21 protein-coding genes and 1 riboswitch are annotated in these 20,828 nt (G+C 71.9%); of the genes, 14 read left to right on the top strand and 7 right to left on the bottom strand.

Annotation, left to right across the window (positions count from 1 at the left end):
- Window positions 1–48: 48 nt before the first annotated feature.
- Window positions 49–828, bottom strand: coding sequence for a lysozyme (locus tag AC07EG_RS29420; RefSeq protein ID WP_478256459.1), 780 nt, complete (start codon window positions 826–828; stop codon window positions 49–51).
- Between the two features lie 117 nt (window positions 829–945).
- Window positions 946–1,566 carry a type VII secretion system-associated protein gene (locus AC07EG_RS29415; protein WP_478256458.1) on the bottom strand — a complete coding sequence of 207 codons (621 nt, stop codon included), beginning with the start codon at window positions 1,564–1,566 and terminating at the stop codon, window positions 946–948.
- A 64-nt stretch (window positions 1,567–1,630) separates the two neighbouring features.
- Here AC07EG_RS29415 and AC07EG_RS29410 point away from each other — a divergent pair, with 64 nt between their 5' ends.
- Window positions 1,631–2,011, top strand: coding sequence for a sterol carrier family protein (locus AC07EG_RS29410; protein WP_478256457.1), 381 nt, complete (start codon window positions 1,631–1,633; stop codon window positions 2,009–2,011).
- Here AC07EG_RS29410 and AC07EG_RS29405 read toward each other — a convergent pair whose 3' ends face one another.
- The gene (locus AC07EG_RS29405) at window positions 2,012–2,848 is read right to left on the bottom strand and encodes an SAM-dependent methyltransferase (RefSeq protein WP_478256456.1); all 837 of its coding nucleotides are present in this window, start codon (window positions 2,846–2,848) and stop codon (window positions 2,012–2,014) included.
- 211 nt (window positions 2,849–3,059) lie between these two features.
- On the opposite strand from AC07EG_RS29405, the gene AC07EG_RS29400 reads away from it, so the two are divergent.
- The 6 genes from AC07EG_RS29400 to arfB all read left to right on the top strand — a co-directional run bounded on the left by AC07EG_RS29400 (window position 3,060) and on the right by arfB (window position 7,968).
- Window positions 3,060–3,881, top strand: a complete 822-nt coding sequence (locus tag AC07EG_RS29400; protein WP_478256536.1) for a helix-turn-helix domain-containing protein — start codon at window positions 3,060–3,062, stop codon at window positions 3,879–3,881.
- Between the two features lie 163 nt (window positions 3,882–4,044).
- The gene (locus AC07EG_RS29395; RefSeq protein ID WP_478256455.1) at window positions 4,045–4,329 is read left to right on the top strand and encodes a DUF397 domain-containing protein; all 285 of its coding nucleotides are present in this window, start codon (window positions 4,045–4,047) and stop codon (window positions 4,327–4,329) included.
- Entirely contained in the window at window positions 4,316–4,714 is a 399-nt protein-coding gene (locus AC07EG_RS29390) for a hypothetical protein (protein WP_478256454.1), read from the top strand. The genes AC07EG_RS29395 and AC07EG_RS29390 overlap by 14 nt, the downstream gene beginning before the upstream one ends.
- Window positions 4,715–4,900: 186 nt before the next feature.
- The gene (gene purF, locus AC07EG_RS29385; protein ID WP_478256453.1) at window positions 4,901–6,448 is read left to right on the top strand and encodes an amidophosphoribosyltransferase; all 1,548 of its coding nucleotides are present in this window, start codon (window positions 4,901–4,903) and stop codon (window positions 6,446–6,448) included.
- Between the two features lie 31 nt (window positions 6,449–6,479).
- Window positions 6,480–7,550 (top strand): phosphoribosylformylglycinamidine cyclo-ligase, encoded by a 1,071-nt coding sequence (gene purM / locus AC07EG_RS29380; protein WP_478256452.1) that lies wholly within the window; start codon window positions 6,480–6,482, stop codon window positions 7,548–7,550.
- Complete coding sequence (arfB, locus tag AC07EG_RS29375; RefSeq protein ID WP_478256451.1) at window positions 7,531–7,968, top strand: alternative ribosome rescue aminoacyl-tRNA hydrolase ArfB; 438 nt, start codon at window positions 7,531–7,533, stop codon at window positions 7,966–7,968. Before purM ends, arfB begins: the two co-directional genes overlap by 20 nt.
- Before the next feature lie 175 nt (window positions 7,969–8,143).
- Here arfB and AC07EG_RS29370 read toward each other — a convergent pair whose 3' ends face one another.
- Complete coding sequence (locus AC07EG_RS29370; RefSeq protein WP_478256450.1) at window positions 8,144–8,833, bottom strand: response regulator; 690 nt, start codon at window positions 8,831–8,833, stop codon at window positions 8,144–8,146.
- Window positions 8,830–10,434: a sensor histidine kinase gene (locus AC07EG_RS29365; RefSeq protein WP_478256449.1), complete on the bottom strand. Its 1,605-nt coding sequence runs from the start codon at window positions 10,432–10,434 to the stop codon at window positions 8,830–8,832. Before AC07EG_RS29365 ends, AC07EG_RS29370 begins: the two co-directional genes overlap by 4 nt.
- 166 nt (window positions 10,435–10,600) lie before the next feature.
- Here AC07EG_RS29365 and AC07EG_RS29360 point away from each other — a divergent pair, with 166 nt between their 5' ends.
- The 3 genes from AC07EG_RS29360 to AC07EG_RS29350 are packed head-to-tail and all read left to right on the top strand — an operon-like array spanning window position 10,601 to window position 13,631.
- Window positions 10,601–11,587 (top strand): Bug family tripartite tricarboxylate transporter substrate binding protein, encoded by a 987-nt coding sequence (locus AC07EG_RS29360; protein WP_478256448.1) that lies wholly within the window; start codon window positions 10,601–10,603, stop codon window positions 11,585–11,587.
- The gene (locus AC07EG_RS29355) at window positions 11,584–12,126 is read left to right on the top strand and encodes a tripartite tricarboxylate transporter TctB family protein (protein ID WP_478256447.1); all 543 of its coding nucleotides are present in this window, start codon (window positions 11,584–11,586) and stop codon (window positions 12,124–12,126) included. Before AC07EG_RS29360 ends, AC07EG_RS29355 begins: the two co-directional genes overlap by 4 nt.
- Window positions 12,126–13,631, top strand: coding sequence for a tripartite tricarboxylate transporter permease (locus AC07EG_RS29350; RefSeq protein ID WP_478256446.1), 1,506 nt, complete (start codon window positions 12,126–12,128; stop codon window positions 13,629–13,631). The genes AC07EG_RS29355 and AC07EG_RS29350 overlap by 1 nt, the downstream gene beginning before the upstream one ends.
- A 53-nt stretch (window positions 13,632–13,684) precedes the next feature.
- Here the strand turns inward: AC07EG_RS29350 and AC07EG_RS29345 are convergent, their stop codons facing one another.
- Window positions 13,685–14,320 carry a TNT domain-containing protein gene (locus tag AC07EG_RS29345; RefSeq protein WP_478256445.1) on the bottom strand — a complete coding sequence of 212 codons (636 nt, stop codon included), beginning with the start codon at window positions 14,318–14,320 and terminating at the stop codon, window positions 13,685–13,687.
- 52 nt (window positions 14,321–14,372) lie between these two features.
- The gene (locus AC07EG_RS29340) at window positions 14,373–15,275 is read right to left on the bottom strand and encodes a Gfo/Idh/MocA family protein (protein ID WP_478256444.1); all 903 of its coding nucleotides are present in this window, start codon (window positions 15,273–15,275) and stop codon (window positions 14,373–14,375) included.
- A gap of 60 nt (window positions 15,276–15,335) precedes the next feature.
- Window positions 15,336–15,447: riboswitch (cobalamin riboswitch) on the top strand.
- A 106-nt stretch (window positions 15,448–15,553) separates the two neighbouring features.
- On the opposite strand from AC07EG_RS29340, the gene AC07EG_RS29335 reads away from it, so the two are divergent.
- Genes AC07EG_RS29335 through AC07EG_RS29320 form a run of 4 tightly spaced genes read left to right on the top strand, consistent with a single transcriptional unit; the run spans window position 15,554 to window position 20,481 of the window.
- Complete coding sequence (locus AC07EG_RS29335; RefSeq protein ID WP_478256443.1) at window positions 15,554–16,945, top strand: prenyltransferase/squalene oxidase repeat-containing protein; 1,392 nt, start codon at window positions 15,554–15,556, stop codon at window positions 16,943–16,945.
- Entirely contained in the window at window positions 16,942–17,814 is an 873-nt protein-coding gene (locus AC07EG_RS29330; protein ID WP_478256442.1) for an ABC transporter substrate-binding protein, read from the top strand. The genes AC07EG_RS29335 and AC07EG_RS29330 overlap by 4 nt, the downstream gene beginning before the upstream one ends.
- Entirely contained in the window at window positions 17,804–18,886 is a 1,083-nt protein-coding gene (locus AC07EG_RS29325) for a CbiQ family ECF transporter T component (RefSeq protein ID WP_478256441.1), read from the top strand. The genes AC07EG_RS29330 and AC07EG_RS29325 overlap by 11 nt, the downstream gene beginning before the upstream one ends.
- Window positions 18,883–20,481, top strand: coding sequence for an ABC transporter ATP-binding protein (locus tag AC07EG_RS29320; RefSeq protein WP_478256440.1), 1,599 nt, complete (start codon window positions 18,883–18,885; stop codon window positions 20,479–20,481). The genes AC07EG_RS29325 and AC07EG_RS29320 overlap by 4 nt, the downstream gene beginning before the upstream one ends.
- Window positions 20,482–20,828 lie beyond the last annotated feature (347 nt).

Genomic DNA, 20,828 nt, shown 5'->3' with positions numbered 1-20,828 from the left:
CTGCGGTGAGTGATTTTCGAGCCCGGTGGGGGGGACGGTGGAGGGGACTCAGCCCGCGGCGAGGCCGGCGATCAGGTCCTCGGTGCCGTTGAAGTAGTTCTGGTCGCCGGGCAGGATGCCGTGGTCGGCGAACTGCCAGATGGTCTGCTGCGCCCAGCCGGCGGGCAGCGGGCCGATCTCCGGGGCGTAGCGCGCCAGCCAGAGCGGATTGGTCCCGCCGAAGGCCGGGCTGTCGCCGGTGCACAGCTTCCACCAGCCGGTGGAGGTGTAGATGGCCGGCGGGCGGCCGGTGCGCTGGGCGTAGGTGTCGGAGAAGTCCTTGATCCACGCGACCATGCCGGCGGCGTCCTTGCCGTAGCACTTGTCGTCGCTGTACGGGTTGTACTCCACGTCCAGCGCGCCGGGCAGCGTCCGGCCGTCACCGGCCCAGCTGCCGCCGTTGTCCACGAAGTAGTGCGCCTGCTCCGCGCCGCCGGAGATGTCCGGGCGGCCGAAGTGGTACGCGCCCCGGATCAGGCCGACGCCGTGCGCGCCGTTGTACTGCTGGCCGAACTGGGGATTGGTGAAGCCGGTGCCCTCGGTCGCCTTGACGTAGACGAACTTCGCGCCCGCGTTCGCGGCGGCGGGCCAGTCGACCGCGCCCTGGTGCCCGCTGACGTCGTGGCCGAGCGTCTGGCCCTCGGCGGTGTAGCGGTGGTGGTCGGGGGTGCCGTGCACCCCTTCGACCGCGGCGATCTGCGACCCGGCCCGGTTGTCCTGGGCGAGCGAGTAGTCGGCGGCGGTCGCCGGCACCGCGCTGAACACCGTCAGCACGAGCCCGGCACACATCGCGAGACAAGGAAACGGGCGCATCTTATCGCTCCTGCCGCGTCGGGGGTTCGTCCACTTCCGACGATCCCCCCAACGGGCCGATCCCGCGCGGCGAAGGTCGCGCGATCGAGTGAATCAGCCCTGGTCAGCGGCTTCCTCGGCGAGCGCCTTGAGCAGGTGCTCGGCCGGCACGACCGCGGTCACCAGATCGTGCGGGTTGATCGCCAGCGGGTGACCGGCGAGCAGTTCCACCACGTCCCGGCCGAGCACCGCGCGGGCGTGCGGCCAGTCCCGCGGCACCAGGCCCTTGGCCGTGTAGGCGGGCACCATGACCCGGCCGTCGGTGTTGTGGAAGCCGATCACCGTGCGCTGCACCGGCGACATCGCGTAGACGAACAGGGTGGAGTCGAGGATGACCCGCGGCAGGTCGGCGGCCGGGCGGTGCTTGGTCCGGACCAGTTGCAGCAGCCGCTCCAGGTCGTTGCCCGGCTCCGGGAAGCCGAGCGCCTTCGGCGAGGGCCGGTACCCGTCGTTCGGGTGGAAATCCTCGATCACCTCGCCCGCGGTGTTCACCGGGTACGCGCCCACCACCGCCCACGACGGCACCGGGCCGTTCGGGTCGAACGCCTCGTCGATCACGTACAGCCAGCTGTCCGGATTGGCCCTGGCGTTGGCGCGCATCCCGGCGGTGATCTCCGGTACCGCCCGCTGGCCGCCGTCGGCCGTGGCCCGGTCCGAGTCATCGCGCTGCGCCATGTTCTTCCTTCGAAATCCTGGGTTCTTGGCAAGCCTGGTGCCGGCTCACTCTACTGTGGATGGCATGCCCGCTTCGCGTTCGGTCGACCCCGCTGAGTTACGGGCCGCGGTGGCCGCGGTGTTGCCGTGGCTGATCGGCACCGGACCGGACCCCGCTCGCCAGGAACTGGCCAAGGCGGTCCGGCTGAGCCTGCGCACGCTGGCCGCCGACGCGCCGGGGCGTTCGGTGGAGGTGCGGGTGCCGCCGTTCGCCGCGGTGCAGTGCGTCGAGGGGCCGCGCCACACCCGCGGCACCCCGCCGAACGTGGTGGAGACCGATCCGCGCACCTGGCTCGAACTGGCCACCGGGCGGCTCGACTGGGCCACCGCGGTGGACGGCGGGCGGGTCAGCGCGTCGGGCAGCCGCGCCGACCTCGCCCACTGGCTGCCGGTCCTCCGGCCGTAGTCACTTCTTCCGGCCGACGCCGCCCGCGATGCAGTGCTGGACCTGGTTCAGCGGCTTGATCCGCGGGCCGTCCGGCCACCAGTCGGCGCACCGGGTCAGCCCCGGGTCCACCAGCTCCAGGTCGCCGAAGAGCTCCAGCAGTTCCTGGTGCGTGCGGAAGGTGCCGGAGCCCATCGGGCTGTGCACGAACACGTCCTCCATCTTGCGGGCGACCGAGCTGTACTCGTTCTCCGGATCGAGGAAGTGGCTGATCGCCACGTACGAACCGGGGGCCAGCGCGTCGATGTACTCGCGCATGATCCGCGCGGGCTCGCCGGGGTCACCGACGTGGTGGTGCAGCGTGCCCGCCTGCAGCAGCGCGATCGGCTGGTCGAAGTCCAGGTTCGCGCGCACCTCCTCGTGGTCGAGCACTTCCCGCGGGTGGAAGATGTCGGCCGAGATCAGGTGCGTGCGGTCGTTCTCCTCCAGCAGCGCGCGCCCGTGCGCGAGCACCACCGGGTCGTTGTCCACGTAGACCACCGTCGACTCCGGCACCAGCCGCTGCACCACCTGGTGCGTGTTCTCCGCGGTGGGCAGGCCGGAACCGAGGTCGAGGTACTGGGTGATGCCGGTCTGGGCAGCGAGGAAGCGGCACGCCCTGATCAGGAAACCGCGGTTCTCGGTGGCCAGGTCCTGCGCTTCCGGGGCCTTCTGCTGCACCCCGCGCAGCACCTCGCGGTCGATCTCGTAGTTGTCCTTGCCGTTGAGGAAGGCGTCGTAGACCCGGGCGATGCTGGCCCTGGTCGGGTCCACCCCCACCGGTGCGCGTTCGGGCGGGGCAGCGGATCCGGCAGGCATGGTGAACCTCCTGGGATTGTGAAGCCGAGCACGATCCACGTAGCGTAAGGGGATACGCCCAGTGGGTAAACGAGGGCGGGCTTGACAGTGCACAATGAGTATGTACGTTGGGTGGTCGCCTCACTGCATGTGTGAGTAACAGGGAGCGGGAGCGCAAGTGACCTCGAACGAGGGGCCGAGCGGTGAGTCCTTCGGGCCCACCGCGCGCCGCATGGTGCTCGGCACCCAGCTCCGCAGGCTGCGCGAACGCGAGGGCGTGACCAGGGCGGAAGCCGGCTACAGCATCCGCGCCTCGGAATCGAAGATCAGCCGCATGGAGCTCGGCCGCGTCGGCTTCAAGGAACGCGACGTGGTCGACCTGCTCACCATGTACGGCGTCGACGACCCCAACGAGCGCGCCGCCTTCGTCGAACTGGTCAAGCAGTCCAACCAGCCGGGCTGGTGGAACCGCTACAACGACCTGATGCCGCGCTGGTTCGACGACTACGTCGGGCTGGAGGAGGCGGCGCAGCGGATCCAGACCTACGAGCTGCAGTTCGTGCCGGGTCTGCTGCAGACCGAGGAATACGCGCGGGCCATCGTCAGCCACGGCCGCCCCGAATCGCGCGACGACGACGTGGAGCGCCGCGTGGCGATCCGGATGCGGCGGCAGAAGCTGCTCAACCGGCCGGAGGCGCCGCGGTTGTGGGCGGTCATCGACGAATCGGTGCTGCACCGGCCGATCGGCGGCCGGAAGGTGTTCAAGGAGCAGCTGGACAAGCTGCTCGAGATGACCACCATGTCGCACATCTCGCTGCAGGTGGTGCCGTACCGGCTGAGCGGTTACTCGGCCGAGGGCGCGTTCACCCTGCTCCGCTTCGCCGAGCCCGAGCTGCCGAACATCGTCTACATCGAGCACCTCGCCGGTGCGCTCTACCTGGAGAAGCTGGGCGACTTCGAGTTGTACAGCCGGGCGCTGGACCGGCTGGCGGTCGACGCCGAAACCCCGGAGCGCAGCCGCACCACCATCGCGAAAATCCGCGCGGAACTCTGAACAACCACGCTGAGTATCTGTTTTCTCGCACCCTTGACCACAGTTCACACCTTCGTGGGTTGTAGTTGATCTCTGTCATCACGCTGTGAGAACAGGTGCATTATTTGCCGTGCGTGCGGCCTCAGCTGCGGATCTGCGTGCTAGAGTCATCAGCACAAGTCAAATGCACGTGCATTTGCATCCGCTGAACAACCGGGAGGGTGGGACCGAGGTGGCGCGGATCTCCAACGGCATACCCGCCGAGCTGCTGACCGGCGCGCGGTGGCGGAAGAGCTCCCGCAGCGGCGCGCTCGGCAACTGCGTCGAGGTCGCCCCGCTGGCCGGTGGTGACGTGGCGGTCCGCAACTCGCGGTTCCCGGCGGGCCCGGCCCTCGTTTGCACCCGGGCCGAGATGGCCGCCTTCCTGGCCGGAGCCAAGGACGGAGAGTTCGACGATGTCCTCGACTGACTTCGCGGAAGCCGCCCCGGCGACCCCGGTCGGCGACACCGAGACCGGGCTGCGGCGGCTGATCGACCGCGGTTTCCAGTTCGTGCACCCGCGCAGCCCCGACGGCGAGGTGCTCGCCGTGGTCGGCATCCGCGCGCACGGGGATGTGATCGACGTGGTCCAGCTGCACGCCGAGAACGACGTGATCGCCACCAGGATGCCCGGCGGCGAGCCGGACATCCTCGCGCCACGCACCACGCTGTGGCAGGTCAGCGGCTCCGTGCTGACCGTGATCGACCAACTGCTCGCGCTGCCGGAGCGCCCGGCGGAACCCGAGCACAGCGGCCGGGGCTGCTGGGTGCCTGGACGCGCCGGGGTGGCCAAGTGGCTGCCCGCCAGCGCCTGAGCCCCCGCGCCGCACCATCGAGCCCCGGGTGACCTGGTCACCCGGGGCTTTTGTCCGTCCACCTTGTACAGCGTTTTTTCGTGACGCGTTCCGTGTTGTGCTGTGATGCCGCGCGCAGCCCGGCAGATCCCGTCGAGCACCGTTTACACTGAAATTTGCCCGACCACTTCTCCAGGGAGCTCCTCGGTGGTATTCGACCAGTCGAACACTGGACCTGCCGCAACCGACCAGCCCGATCCCGAACCCCGCGAAGAATGCGGTGTTTTCGGCGTCTGGGCCCCCGGCGAGGAGGTCGCGAAACTCGCCTACTACGGGCTGTACGCGCTCCAGCACCGAGGCCAGGAAGCCGCGGGCATCTCGGTGTCCGACGGCAGCCAGATCGTCGTCTTCAAGGACCTCGGCCTGGTCAGCCAGGTGTTCGACGAGCAGGTGCTGTCCTCGTTGCAGGGGCACATCGCCGTCGGCCACTGCCGGTATTCGACCACCGGCGCGACCATCTGGGAGAACGCCCAGCCGATCTTCCGCACCACCGAAACCGGCAGCGGGCTGTCCTTCGCGCACAACGGCAACCTGGTCAACACCGCCGAGCTGCGGGACCGCACCGTCGCCGCCGGGCTCAAGCCGCACGCCGGGCTGACCGGCTCGTCCAGCGACTCCGACCTGGTCTGCGGGCTGCTCGCGGCCAACGCCGCCGACCGCGGCATCGAGGCCGCCGCGCTCGACCTGCTACCCACCCTGCGCGGGGCGTTCTGCCTGGTCTTCGCCGACGAGTCGACGCTGTACGCCGCCCGCGACCCGCACGGCGTCCGCCCGCTGGTGCTCGGCAGGCTGGAACGCGGCTGGGTGGTCGCCAGCGAGACGGCCGCGCTGGACATCGTCGGCGCCTCGTTCGTCCGCGAGGTCGAGCCGGGTGAGCTGATCGCGATCGACGCCGAGGGCCTGCGGTCCTCCCGGTTCGCCACCCCGGAGCCCAAGGGCTGCGTGTTCGAGTACGTCTACCTGGCCCGCCCGGACACCTCGATCGCCGGGCGCAGCGTGCACGCCACCCGGGTGGACATCGGCAAGCGGCTGGCCAAGGAGCACCCGGCCGACGCCGACCTGGTCATCCCGGTGCCGGAGTCGGGCACGCCGGCGGCCATCGGCTACGCCCAGGCGTCCGGCATCCCCTACGGGTCCGGCCTGGTCAAGAACGCCTACGTGGGCCGGACCTTCATCCAGCCGTCGCAGACCATCCGCCAGCTGGGCATCCGGCTGAAGCTGAACCCGCTGCGCGACGTGATCCGCGGCAAGCGGCTGGTGGTGGTGGACGACTCGATCGTGCGCGGCAACACCCAGCGCGCGCTGGTCCGGATGCTGCGTGAGGCGGGTGCGCTGGAGGTGCACGTCCGGATCGCGTCGCCGCCGGTGCGCTGGCCGTGCTTCTACGGCATCGACTTCGCCTCGCGGGCCGAACTGATCGCCAACGGCGTCGACGCGGACGGCGTCCGCCGCTCGATCGGCGCCGACTCGCTCGGTTACGTGTCACTGGAAGGACTGATCGCGGCGTCCGAGCAGCCGAAGTCGCGGCTGTGCTCGGCGTGCTTCGACGGGGAGTACCCCATCCCGTTGCCGGACGACGCGCTGATCGGGAAGCATCTGCTGGAGGGCATGAACGGCGCCGCCGCTGCCGAAGGTGCCGCCAAACCGGTCACTCCTGCGGGGTACGGTGCCGAAGACGCCGTCCGGCGTCCTTAGCCGATTCCTCCCAAGGACGGAGACCGCTTTCGTGAGCGAGTCCACGAACGCAACCTACGCCGCCGCCGGCGTCAGCATCGATGCCGGTGACGAGGCGGTCGAGCTGCTCAAACCGCATGCCCAGCGGGCGACGCGGCCGGAGGTGCTCGGTGGGGTCGGCGGGTTCGCCGGGCTCTTCTCGCTGAAGCTGGACCGCTGGACCGAGCCGGTGCTGGCGTCCTCGACCGACGGCGTGGGCACCAAGATCGCCGTGGCGCAGGCGCTGGACAAGCACGACACGGTCGGCATCGACCTGGTCGCGATGGTGGTCGACGACCTGGTGGTGACCGGGGCCGAGCCGCTGTTCCTGCAGGACTACATCGCCGTCGGCAAGGTGGTGCCGAAGAAGATCGAGGCGCTGGTCGGCGGTATCGCGGAGGGCTGCGTGCAAGCCGGGTGCGCGTTGCTCGGCGGGGAGACCGCGGAGCACCCCGGGCTGATGGGTGAGCACGACTACGACCTCTCGGCGACCGGGGTCGGCGTGGTCGAGGCCGCCGACGTGCTCGGGCCGGAGCGGGTGCGCCCCGGTGACGTGGTCATCGCGATGGGTGCGTCCGGGCTGCACTCGAACGGGTACTCGCTGGCGCGGCACGTGCTGCTGGAGATCGCCAGGATGCCGCTGGACGGGCAGGTCGAGGAGTTCGGCCGCACGCTCGGCGAGGAGCTGCTGGAGCCGACCCGCATCTACGCCAAGGACTGCCTGGCGCTGGCCGCCGAGACCGAGGTGCGCACGTTCGCGCACATCACCGGTGGTGGCCTGGAGGCCAACCTGGCGCGGGTGATGCCGCGGGGGCTGGTGGCTTCGCTGGAGCGCGGCACGTGGACGCCGGCGCCGGTGTTCGCGTTGATCGCGCAGCGCGGCCGGGTGGAGCGCGCCGAGATGGAGAAGACCTTCAACATGGGCGTCGGCATGGTCGCCGTGGTGGCGCCGGAGGAGGTCGACCGCGCGCTCGCCGTGCTGACCGCGCGGCACGTGCCCGCCTGGGTGCTCGGCGACGTCCGCCCCGCCGGGGACCCGGACGGTCCGCGGGCGGTGCTCTCCGGTGACCACCCCCGGTTCTGACCTCCGCGTCGGTACCCGGTTCGTCATCCCGGCCGGGGAGCTGAGCGAGCGGTTCTCGCGGTCGTCTGGCCCGGGCGGGCAGGGCGTGAACACCACGGATTCGCGGGTGGAGCTGTCGTTCGACGTGGCGCGCTCGCCTTCGGTGCCGGAGCCGGTGCGGGCGCGCCTGCTCGACCGGTTGGCGGGGCGCCTGGTCGACGGGGTGCTGACGATCGCGGCGAGCGAGCACCGGGCCCAGCTGGCGAACCGGGAGGCGGCGCGGGCCCGCCTGGCGGCGGCGTTGGCCGAGGCCGCCGCCCCGCCACCACCACCGCGACGCGCCACCAAACCGACGCGGGGTTCGAAGGAACGCCGGATCGCCGCGAAGAAGCGCCGCTCGGATGTGAAGAAGGGGCGGCGGAACCGGTTCGAGGATTGAGGCACCGCCCCGCTTTTTCAGGCCGCCGTGTTTTTGCGGTGGAGCGGGGCGGGGCGGTGGTCTGTTGAGCGGCCCGGCCTGCGGCTGCTGTTCCGGGTGATTTGCTTTGGCGGCTTCTTCAGAAATCGTGCTGTGCGGTTGCGTTGGTAGTGGTGGAGTTTCTTGCGGGTTGAGGTCAGTCGGCGAGCCAGTGGTATTGGCGTTCCGGGCGGCCCGTGCCGCCGTAGCGCAGGCGCACCTCGGCCTTGCCGGTTTCGGCGAAGTACTCCAGGTAGCGCCGGGCGCTGGGGCGGGAGAGCTGGGTGGCTTGCGCGCATTCGCTGGCGGAGAGGCCGTCCGGGCGGGCGCGCAGGGCTTGGGCCACCAACTCGGCGGTCTGCTGCGTCAGCCCTTTCGGCAGCACGCTCGCGCCTCGGGGGCGGGCGGCGAAGACGTCGTCCACGTCCTCCTGGTTGGACACCTCCCGCCGTTCCGAGAGGCGCGCCAGTTTTGCTTGCAGGGCGGCGAAGTGCTGCAGTTGGTCGTGCAGGGCGGCGGCCGAGAACGGCTTGATCAAATAATGGAGCACGCCGCCGCGCATGGCGTTGCGCACGGTGTCCACGTCCCGCGCGGCGCTGATGATCACCACATCGGTGTCCTCCGTGGACGGATCGGCGCGCAGGGCCCGCAGCACCGCGATGCCGCCCATGTCGGGCAGGTAGATGTCCAGCAGCACCAGGTCCGGGCGCAGGTCGCGGACCGCGCGCAGGGCGTCGGCGCCGGTGTGGGCCACGCCGACCACGCGGAAGCCCGCCGCCCGCTCGACGTATCCGCTGTGGACCTTCGCGACCATGAAGTCGTCGTCCACCACCAGTACCCGGATCATCGCGCCGCCCGGGGCAGCACCGCGGTGAAGACCGCGCCGCCGGAGTTGTGCACCTCGACGGTGCCGCCGCGCCGGAGGCAGGTCTGCCTGGTCAGCGCCAGGCCGAGGCCGCGCTGCCCGCCGTGCTCGGCGGCCTTGGTGGTGAAACCGTGGGCGAACACCTCGGTGGCGATCTCCGGCGCCACCCCCGGTCCGGAATCCCGCACCACCACCTCCACCCGCGCCTCGTCCTGCCGGATGCCGATCTCGATCCAGTCCCCGGTCCCCGGCCCGGCCGCGCGCAACGCGTCGAGCGCGTTGTCCACCAGGTTGCCGACCACGGTGACCAGGTCCCCGGACAACCGTTCGTCCACCGGGCCCAGGGTGCTGTCGTCGGTCAGCCGCAGCCCGGCGCCCTGCTCGGCGGCGAGGCTGGCCTTGGCGATCAGCAGCGCCGCCACCGCGGTGTCGGACACCCGGCTGGTCACCTTGTCCTGCCACTCGCCCTGCTCGTGGGCCACCAGGTCGACGTATTCGCGCACCTCGTCGTACTCGCCCAGTTCGATCAGCCCGGCGATGGTGTGCAGCCGGTTGGTGAACTCGTGCGCCTGCGCCCGGAGCGTGTCGGTGGTGCGCGAGCTGGCGGCCAGTTCCTCGCGCAGGGTGACCAGTTCGGTCCGGTCGCGCAGGGTGGCCACGGCCCCGAGCCCGGCGATCGGCAACCGGTTGAGCACCAGCACGCGCCCGGCCCGCAGCACGATCTGGTCGGTGCCCTGCACCCGCCCGGTCAGCACGTCCCGCAGCCGCTCGTTGAGGTCCAGGTCGGCGACCGCGGTGCCGACGCAGTCGGCAGGCAGCGCCAGCAGTTCCCGCGCGTGGTCGTTGACCAGGGTGATCCGGTGCTGCTGGTCCAGGCCGAGCACCCCCTCCTTGATGCCGTGCAGCAGCGCTTCGCGGTGCTCGGCCAGCCCGGCGATCTCCCGCGGTTCCATGCCGAACGTCTGCCGCTTGACCCGCCACGCCAGCAAGGCCGACCCGGCGAGGCCGAGCACGGTGGCGATGCCGAGCAGCGCCAGCGCGTCCCCGGCCGAGTTGCCGATGCCCTCGAAGAACCCCGGCGTGGCCTTGCCGGCGGCGACGATGCCGTCCACCGTGCCGCGATCGCTGATCACCGGCACGTGCGCGACCAGCGAGCCACCGATCTCGCCGACCCAGGCGCGGCCGCTGGTGATCAGGCTGTCGCCGAGGTCGAGGGTGGTGCCGACCTGCTTCGGGTCGGGTGAGGTGACGATCCGGTGCGCCCGGTCGGTGATCAGCACGAAGTCGGCCCCGGACAGGCTGCGCGCGCCCTCGGCGAACACCGGCAGCGGGTCGCGGCGCAGCGGGTCGGGCAGGTTCTCGCGGACCCCCGGGGTGGCGGCCACGTTCTCCGCCACCGACAGCAGGCGGCGGCCCTCGACGTCGGCGAACGACTTGTTCGACTGGGCCACCGAGAACAACGCGACGCAGGCGAGCAGGGCGAACACGATCACCAGCTGCCACCCGAGCAGCTGGCGCGCCAGCGAACCCCCCGCCCGTCGCCCACCTCCCTCGGCGGAGGCCGCTCGCCCCTTCGGCTGCATGCGGTCACTATCGCACTTCCGCGACCGGACGACTCCGTGAGCAGAACGAACACAAGTACCGATAAGCGCGCAAGCGAGACAGACCCGGACCGCGGGGGCACGATGACTCGCTAATCGGCCTCGGGGTAACCGGGGTCACCCGAGCAGGCGTACAACGGAGTGCCTGATGAAGAACCAGAAGACCTGGTTGTCGGTGCTGGTCGCCGCCCTGCTGGTGGTGTTCGTGCCGCCGCTGGTGTCCACCGGCAGCGACGAATCCGGCGACCGGATCCGCAACTTCCGGATGATGGTGCCGAACTCGCCGGGCGGTGGTTACGACATCACCGCCCGCACCGCGGTCAAGGCCATCGAAGAGGCCGGGCTCAACGGCAGCACCGAGGTGTTCAACCTCCCGGGGGCCGGCGGCACGGTCGGCCTCGGCAGGCTGGTCAACGAGCGCGGCAACGGCAAGCTCGCGATGTCGATGGGCCTCGGCGTGGTCGGCGCGGTCTACACCAACCGCTCGCCGTCCTCGCTGCAGGACACCACGCCGATCGCGAAGCTGACCGAGGAGTCCGACGTCGTGGTGGTGGGCAAGGACTCGCCGTACCAGAGCATCGGCCAGCTGATCGAGGCGTGGAGGGCCAATCCCGGTGCGGTGCCGGTCGGCGGCGGCTCGGCTCCCGGCGGCCCCGACCACCTCGCGCCGATGCTGATGGCCAAGGCCGCGGGCATCGCCCCGCCGACGGTGAACTACGTGCCGTTCGACGGCGGTGGCGAGCTGATGGCCTCGGTGCTCGGCGGCAAGGTCGGCTTCGGCGTGTCCGGCATCGGCGAGACGCGCGACCAGATCGAGGCCGGCGAACTGCGGGCGCTGGCGGTGACCAGCCCGCAGCGCGTGCCCGGGCTGGACGCGCCGACGCTGCAGGAGTCCGGCGTGGACGTGAGCTTCACGAACTGGCGCGGCATCGTCGCGCCGCCGGGGATCTCGAACGGGGACAAGGAGAAGCTGGTCTCGCTGTTCACCCGGCTGCAGGACACCCAGCAGTGGCAGGACGCGCTGCGGCTCAACGGCTGGACCAACGCCTTCTCCGCCGGTGACGAGTACGGCGCCTTCCTCAAGGCGGAGAACGACCGGGTGGCTTCGGTGCTGAAGGAGTTGGGGCTGGCATGACGACCACAGTGGACAACGAGCCGGTGGACGGGCGGCCGCCGGAGCGCCAGAGCTGGTGGCGCACGCACTCCGAACTCGGCATCTGCGTGCTGCTGCTGGCCACCGGCGTGCTGGTGCTCACCGACGCGCTGAGCATCCCGACCGACTTCACCCAGCGCGGCCCGGTCGGGCCGAAGGCGGTGCCGGTGCTGGTCGGCTCGGCGCTGGTGCTGGTGGCCGCGCTGCTGGCGGTCAACGTGCTGCGTGGCGGCCGCGGTGAGGCCGAGGCCGGGGAGGACGTCGACCTGGACGCGCCGACCGACTGGCGCACCGTGCTCCTGCTGGCCGGGGCGTTCCTGCTGAACGCCGCGCTGATCGACACCGCGGGCTTCCCGATCTCCTCGGCGCTGATGTTCTGGGGGGCCGCGTTCGCGCTGGGCAGCCGCAACTTCGTGCGTGATCCGCTGATCGCCGCCGGGGTTTCGGTGCTGACCTGGCTGGCGTTCAACGAACTGCTCGGGGTCCCGCTGCCGGGTGGCCCGCTGATGGGAGTGCTGTGATGGACGCGCTGACCAATCTGCTCGACGGGTTCGGCACCGCGCTCACCCCGCAGCACCTGCTCTTCGCCGCGATCGGCGTGGTGCTCGGCACCGCGATCGGCGTGCTGCCGGGCATCGGCCCGGCGATGGCGGTGGCCCTGCTGCTGCCGGTGACCTACGGGCTCGACCCGACCGCGGCGTTCATCATGTTCGCCGGCATCTACTACGGCGGCATGTTCGGCGGTTCGACCACCTCGATCCTGCTGAACACGCCGGGGGAGAGCGCGGCGGTGGTCGCGGCCATCGACGGCAATCCGATGGCCCGCCAGGGCCGCGGTTCGCAGGCGCTGGCCGCGGCGGCGATCGGGCACTTCATCGGCGGCCTCATCGGCACCACCGCGCTGGTCCTGCTGGCGCCGGTGGTGGCCGAGCTCGCGGTGGACATCGGGGCGCCGGACTACTTCGCCATCATGGTGCTCGCGTTCATCGCGGTGACCTCGGTGCTCGGCAAGTCGCGCATCCGCGGCTTCGCGTCCCTGCTGATCGGGCTGACCATCGGCCTGGTCGGGCTGGACGAGATGACCGGGCAGTCGCGGCTGACCTTCGGCTCGCTGCACCTGTCCGACGGCATCGACGTGGTGATCGTGGCGGTCGGCCTGTTCGCCGTGGGCGAGTCGCTGTGGGTGGCCGCGCACCTGCGGCAGAAGCAGGCGAAGCCGATCCCGGTGGGACGGCCGTGGCTGTCCAGGGCGGACCTGCGGCGGACGTGGAAGCCGTGGCTGCGCGGGCCGGTGATCGGGTTCCCGTTCGGCGCCATCCCGGCCGGTGGCGCGGAGATCCCGACCTTCCTGTCCTACGTCACGGAGAAGCGGCTCTCCAAGCACAAGGACGAGTTCGGCAAGGGCGCCATCGAGGGCGTCGCCGGTCCGGAGTCCACGGCCAGCGCGTCGGCGGCGGGCACCCTGGTGTCCATGCTGACCCTCGGCCTGCCGACCACGGCGGTGGCCGCGGTGATGCTGGCGGCCTTCCAGCAGTACGGCATCCAGCCGGGCCCGCTGCTGTTCGAACGCGAGTCGGCGCTGGTGTGGGGGCTGATCGCCAGCCTGTTCGTCGGCACGGTGCTGCTGCTGGTGATCAACCTGCCGATGGCGCCGGTGTGGGCGAAGCTGCTGCGGATCCCGCGGCCGTACCTGTACGCGGGCATCCTGTTCTTCGCCAGCGTCGGGGCCTACGCGGTCGGTGGTGAGGTGATCGACCTGGTGCTGCTGTTCCTCATCGGGCTGATCGGCTTCGCCATGCGGCGCTACGGGCTGCCGGTGCTGCCCGCGGTGCTCGGCGTGATCCTGGGCCCGAGCGCGGAGCAGCAGATGCGGCGGGCGCTGCAACTCTCCGACGGCTCGCTGACCGGGCTGGTCAACTCGCCGATGGCGGTGGTGGTCTACGCGATCGTCGCCGTGCTGCTGGCGTGGCCGCTGGTGCGGAAGCTGCGGAAGTCGTCCGCGCCCGAGGAACGCGTCGACGCCTGACGAGGGTGGTGAGCGGGGCATTCGCGGTGTCGAATGCCCCGCTCACCGCGTTTTCAGAGGCGTGCGAGGTAGCCGTTGTCGACCAGCCACAGCACGTTCAGCTGGGCCGGGGCACCCGGCACCAGCGCACCGTTCAGCTGGTACTGCTCCACCCCGCCCCGCTGCGCGAACCACGGCGCGGCCGGGCCTTCGTAGACGGAGAACTCGCGCAGCACCTGGTAGGCGCGGTAGTTGCACGATTCGGGCGGGGTGCCGACCAGGTTCGACGGCGGGATGGACCGGGTCGAGTAGTGCGCGCCCTTCGGCGCCAGGAAGCCGCCGTACTCGCTGCCGTAGCGGTCGATCCGCGCCCCCGGCCGCAACGCCCCGACCTCCCGGTCCGGCTGACCGTCCGGGCCGATCACGAACCCGTCGGCAGGCGGGTACCGCCAGCTGCCCGTGGCTTCGTCGTAGTACTCGTCGAAGAACTCCGCCACCGGCAGGTGACCGGTGCGGTGGTAGCCGAGCAACTGCCGGCCGACCGCGCCCAGCACCGGCAACCGCTCGGGGCCGAGCCGCCGGTCGTCGTGGAAGAAGTCCGCCGAGCACTCGGTGAGGCGCGACCCGGTGGAAGCCGAAGCCGCCGGTGGAACGACCAGGACCGCGGACAGCAGGGCCATCGCGGCCGCGAAACTCTTGAACCAGCGCATGTCCGGAAATTCTTCCGGTCCGGCACGGCTGCCGGGTACCGCTCGATCCGGGCTACTTGCCCACCGCCCGGAGGGCCTGGTCGATCACGCGCTGGAGGTGCAGCCCGCGCCGCACGTCGCACGGGTGGTCCCTGGTGCCGCTGGCGATCAGCGCGGCGAAGTCGTCGAGCAGGGCGGTGTAGCTGTCCTGCGGGGTGCCCGGCCGCTGGTTGACCGACCGGAACCCGTGTTCGCCGTACACCGCCAGTTCGACCACCGTCGGCATGATCGGCAGCCGCAGGCCGAGCGTGGCGGTGCTGGTGATGCCGCCCTCGTGCGCCAGCAGCACGGTCCACAGGTCACCCTCGTTGCGGTGCGCGGCGAGCACCCCGGTGATCGGGCCCAGTGCCGCGTCGAGCAGGTCGAACGCGTGCGGGCCGACGTCGGCGAGCGCACCGGCGACCTCGTGCCGCCACGCCGAATCGCGGTAGGTCTCGTTCAGCAGCGCGCCGGAGAGCCAGCGGGCGCTGCCCCCGGTCCAGCCGCCGGCTTCGGCGAGCCCGGCCAGCCACTCCTGCGTCTGGATGGCGAAGCGCAGGGTGAGCATGACCAGCGCGGCGACGTCGTGCTCGGCCACGGTCGCGGCGAGGCGTTCCGCGGTTTCGAGGTCCGCGGCGATCGGCTTCTCCAGGATCAGGTGCTTGCCCGCGGCCGCCGCCCGGATGGCGATCTCCCCCTGCACCGCCGGTGGCACCGCGAAGGCCACCGCGTCGACCCGGTCGAGCAGCTCGTCCACCGAGTCCACGGCGGTGGCGCAGTGCGCGTCCGCCAGTTCCCGCCCCGCCTCCGGGCGCCGGGTCCAGATCGCGGTCAACGCGGTACCGGGGTGGTCCGCCAATCCCGGCGCGTGCACCGTCTTCGCCCAGGGACCGCCACCGACAAGGCCTACCCGCAACTGCTGATCCACGGGGCACATCCTGCCCTACGGCGTGCCGTGGGGCATTCCGGTGATGTGACCCCGGTGTGTGGTGGATCGCTTCCGCGGTGCCGCCGGGGTGGGTTAGTGTCAAGTGCTCGTGTGGGGGAAGCCGGTGGGAATCCGGCGCTGACCCGCAACCGTGAGACGCCGCCTCGGCGTGAGCCGGACTGCCCACCGAGCAGGCAAGGCTCCACTGTCGAGGATTACGGGCGGAGTCCTGGGGACGCGGCCTCACGCTGCGCGTGGTTCCCGGGCGTCCCGGGAAAGGCCGTTCCATGCGCACCCCAGTCCGTGCGCTCGCCGGGCTCACCGGCGCCGCCGCGCTCGTGGCCGCCATCGCGCTGCCCGCACCCGCCGCCGCGCCCGATCCACACCCCACCGCCGGGGTCACCGCCGCGAAGTGGCTGGCCGGTGAGCTGGCCGACGGCCGGTTGCCCGGCTTCATGGGCACCGACTGGGGCCTGACCATCGACGCGTTGTTCGCGCTCAGCGCCACCGGGCAACCGCAGGTCGCGGCCGTGGCCGACGCCATCGACAAGGACGCGGCCGGGTACTACACCTTCCCGATCGACGCGACCAAGAACGCCTGGATCGCCGGGGCGACGGCCAAGACGCTCACCGCGGCGGTCAGCGCGAAACGGGACCCGAAGAACTTCACCGGCCGCGACATCCGGCAGGCCACGCTCGACCTGATCGCGTCCGACGGCGCCTTCAAGGGCCAGTTGCGCAGCAAGAACGCCGGCAACGACGGCAGCAACACCTTCGACCAGTCGCTCGCCGTGCTCGGGCTGGCCCGCAGCGGCGGGGTGCCCGCGGAAGCGGTCGACTTCCTGGTCAAGCAGCAGTGCCCGGCCGGTGGCTTCCGCCTCGGCGGCGGCGACTTCGACGGCGGCACGGTGCACTGCACCGACAACGCCACCATCGATCCCGACTCCACCGGAATGGCGGTGCAGGCGCTGCTGGAAGCGGACAAGGCCGGTGTGCCCGGCGCGAAGGCCGCCGCCGACAAGGGAGCCGCCTTCCTGGTGCAGACCCAGCGCGCCGACGGTTCGTTCGGCGGGTCCGGCCCGACCGCCGACCCCAACGCCAACTCCACCGGCCTGGCCGGGCAGGCGCTGGCGGTCTCCGGCCACACCGCGGCCGCCGACCGCGCCGCCGGCTGGGTGGTCACCCACCAGCTGACCCCGCAGAACGCCGGGAAGGCCACCGGGGACCTCGGCGCCATCGCCTACAACAAGGGGGCGTTCGACGAAGCGGTGGCCAACGCGGTGAACGGTGAGATCCCGGACATGCAGCGGGACCAGTGGCGGCGGACGTCGGCGCAGGCGTTGCTGGCGCTGGCGAAGCTGCCGCTCACCCACACCCCGGCCGAGCCCGGCCCCGACCCGGGACCCGGCCCCGATCCGAACGACCCGCCGTCGGAGACCCCGGTGCCGTCGTCCTCGGCGCCACCCACCTCGAGTTCGCCGAGCCAGCCGAGCAGCACCACGCCGGGGACCAGCTCGCCCGCCGGATCCGCTCCCCAGGGCAGCGGCACGGCGTCGTCCCAGCAGAAGAAGCTCGCGCAGACCGGGGCCCCGGTCGCGGAGGCCGCCGCCGGCGGGGTCCTGCTGGTCGCCGCCGGCGCCGGCCTGCTGGTCGCCGGACGAAGGAGGAGCACCCGATGAGGATCGCCCGGATCGCCGGGGCCGCCGCACTGGTGCTGGCCACGGCACCGGTGGCCACCGCATCGGCGCTCGACCACGGCCGGGGCACGCCCGGGTACTGCCCGGACGGCAACGGGGTCACCGTGGTGGTCGACTTCCAGGAACTCGGCGGGGACCCGATCGTCCGCTGCGCCCCCGGTGACCAGGCCAGCGGGCTGAGCGCGCTGCAGAACGCCGGGTTCGAGCTCACCGGCGTGCAGCGCTGGGGCCTGGGGTTCATCTGCCGCGTCGAAGGCAAGCCGGGACCGGACGCCGAAGCCTGCATCGACACCCCGCCCACCACCGCGTACTGGGCGTACTGGCACGCCCCGAACGGGGGCGGCTGGACCTACAGCCAGCTGGGCGTGATGAACCGGAAGCCGCCGCCGGGCAGCTTCGAGGGCTGGTCGTTCTCGAAGAACAAGACCGCGAACACCGCTCCGGCACCGCGGATCGGCCCGGTCCGGCCGGGGCAGGCCGTCGAGCCACCACCGCCCGCCGACCAGCAGAACGGCGTGATCCCGGGGCAGGACACCGTCCCGGTGGCTCCGCCCGTCCAGCAGGAGGAGGCCGCGCCGGTGGAGACCGCGGCGCCGCCCGCGCCGACCAGCTCGGCCGCACCGCCGTCCTCGGCCGTCCCCGCCGTCGCCGCCGTGCCGACCAGCGCGCCACCCGCCGAATCGCTCGCGGGCGGGGTCGCGCCGGGTGGGGTCAGGTGGACCGGCGGGGAGGCGCTGCCGTCGGCCGAAGCCGCCGGTTTCCCGTGGGGTGCGGTGCTCGGCGGAGCCGCGGTGCTCCTGGTCGGCGGAGCCGCGGGGGTCACCGCCTACCGTCGCAAACGTGCTTCCTAGGAACCTCCACCCGGCGGCGTGGTGGCTGTGGGCCCTCGGGCTCGCGGTCGCCGCCAGCCGCACCACCAACCCGTTCCTGCTCGGCCTGATCATCGCCGTGCTGGGGTTCGTGGTGGCCAACCGGCGCAGTGACGCGCCGTGGGCGCTGGCCTTCCGGCTCTACGCCTACATCGGGCTGTTCATCGTGGTGGTGCGGGTGCTGTTCCGGATCCTGATCGGCGGCCAGGACGGCGGGCACGTGCTGTTCGAGCTGCCGGAGATCCCGCTGCCCGCGCTCGCGGCCGGGGTCACCCTGCTCGGGCCGACCTCGGCGGAGGAACTGCTCGGCGGCTTCTACGACGGCCTCCGGCTGGCCACCATGGTGCTCTGCGTCGGCGCGGCCAACGCCCTGGCGAACCCGAAACGCCTGCTCAAGGCGGTTCCGGGGGCGTTGTACGAGGTCGGCACCGCGGTCACCGTTGCGTTGTCGGTGGCCCCGCAACTGGCCGAGAGCGTGCTGCGGGTGCGGCGCGCACGGCGGTTGCGGGCCGGTCGCCAGCGCGGGATGCGGGCGTTGAGGGGGATCATCATCCCGGTGCTCGAGGACGCGCTGGACCGGTCGCTGATGCTGGCTTCGGCGATGGATTCCCGCGGGTACGGCCGTCGCGGTTACCTGCCGCGATCGGTGCGGGTCGCGGTCGGCGTCTGCGTGCTGGCGGGGCTGACCGGGGTGTGCGTCGGTGTCTACGGCGTGCTCGACGGCACGTCGACCTGGCTGGGCACCCCACTGCTGGTGGGCGGGCTGGTGGTCGCGGTAACCGGGTTCCTGCTCGGTGGCCGCCGCGTCCGGCGCACCACCTACCGGCCGGACCCGTGGCGCTGGCCGGAGACCGCGGTGGCCGCCGCCGGGGTCGGCGCGGCGGCCCTGCTGTTCGCCACCACCCAGCTCGACGCGGCGAACCTCTACCCCTCGCTGAACCCGCTGCGCTGGCCGGAGGTCTCGCCGTGGCACGCTGGGGCGCTGCTGCTCGGGGTGCTGCCCGCCTGGCTGGCCCCGCCACCGCTGCTCTCCGGGGAGGGGGTCCGGGCGTGATCGAGTTCTCGCGGGTGAGCATCACCTACGCCGAAGCCACCGAGCCGGTGCTGTCCGAGGTGGACCTCCTGGTGGACGAGGGCGAGCTGTGCCTGGTGGCCGGGCGGACCGGTTCGGGCAAGTCGACCTTCCTCGGCGCGATCAACGGCTTGGTGCCGCACTTCACCGGCGGTCACCTGCACGGCCGCGTGCGGGTCGACGGCAAGGACACCGCGTCGCACCCGCCGCGCGAGTTCGCCGAGCTGATCGGCGTGGTCGGGCAGGACCCGCTGGCCGGGTTCGTCACCGACACCGTCGAGGAGGAGCTGGCCTACGGCATGGAGCAGCTCGCCGTGCCGCCCGAGGTGATGCGCAAGCGGGTCGAGGAAACCCTGGACCTGCTGGGCATCGCCGAACTGCGCCACCGTCCACTGCGGACGCTTTCGGGTGGTCAGCAGCAGCGGGTGGCGATCGGCTCGGTGCTCACCGCGCACCCGAAGGTGCTGGTGCTGGACGAGCCGACCTCGGCGCTGGACCCGACCGCCGCCGAGGACGTGCTCGCCGCGATCACCCGGCTGGTGCACGACCTCGGCACCACGGTGGTGGTCGCCGAACACCGGATGGAACGGGTCGCGCAGTACGCCGACCGCCTGCTCTACCTGCCCGGCGACGGCTCGATCCGCTCCGGCACCCCGGCCGGGGTCCTGGCGGAGGCCGACGTCGCGCCGCCGCTGGTCGAGCTGGGCAGGCTGGCCGGGTGGGCGCCGCTGCCGCTGTCGGTCCGGGACGCGCGGCGCCGGGCCGGACCCCTGCGCGAGCGGCTGGCCGGGCGGTCGCCGGAGCCGGTGACGCGTGCTTCCGGCGCGGTCAAGCTGGCGGCTTCGAAGATCGTGGTGCGCTACGGCGAGCTGGTGGCCGTGCGGGAGGTCGACCTGGACCTGCGGGCCGGTGAGATCGTGGCGTTGATGGGCCGCAACGGTTCGGGCAAGTCGTCGCTGCTGTGGGCGTTGCAGGGCAGCGGCCCGCGCAGCGGCGGCCGGGTGGACGTCGGCGGGCGGGACCCGAAGTCGCTCAAGCCGCACCAGGCGCGGGAGCTGGTCGGCCTGGTCCCGCAGACCCCCGGTGACCTGCTCTACCTCGACTCCGTCGACGCCGAATGCACCCAGGCCGACGCCGAATCGGCAGCCGAGCCGGGCAGCTGCCGGGCGGTGCTCGACCGCCTCACCCCCGGCATCGACGGCGGCAAGCACCCGCGTGACCTGTCCGAGGGGCAGCGGCTGGCGCTGGTGCTGGCGATCCAGCTGACCGCCCGGCCCGAGGTGGTGCTGCTCGACGAACCCACCCGCGGCCTGGACTACCACGCCAAACGGCACTTCGGCGCGGTGCTGGCGGAGCTGGCGGCAGTCGGGGCGGCCGTTGTCCTGGCCACCCACGACGTGGAATTCGTCGCCACGGCGGCCGACCGGGTGGTGGTGATGGCCGACGGCGACGTGGTCGCCGATGGCCCGACCGCCGAGGTGGTGGTCTCGTCGCCCGCGTTCGCGCCGCAGGTGGCGAAGGTACTGGCACCGGCGGAGTGGCTCACCGTCGACCAGGTGGCGAAGGCGCTGGCATGAGCGGGTTGGTGGAACGTCCGAGGGTGGTTCGCGGCAGGCTGCGTTCGGTGCTGGTGGCCGGTGTGCTGAGGCCGCCGATGTCCCTCTGGCCGCCATTGCGGCGCCCCGACCAGGGGCGGAGGCGCTGGCATGACCGATTTTCTGGAGCGCTCGAGGGTGGTTCGCGGCTGCGAAGCCGGAAGCGCGGGCGCTGGGGTGACCGCTTCCCCGGAGTGTTCGAGGGTGGTTCGTGGCGGGCTGCGTTCGGTGTTGGTGGTTGCGGGGCTTGGGCTGTTGTTCGTGTTGCCTCAGTGAGGAGGGAGGCGCTGGTACGACCAGCGTCCGAGAGTCGTGCACGGCAAGCCGCG

Source organism: Amycolatopsis sp. NPDC045836 (genome assembly GCF_056431745.1).
This window is presented reverse-complemented; position numbering and strand designations above follow the sequence as displayed.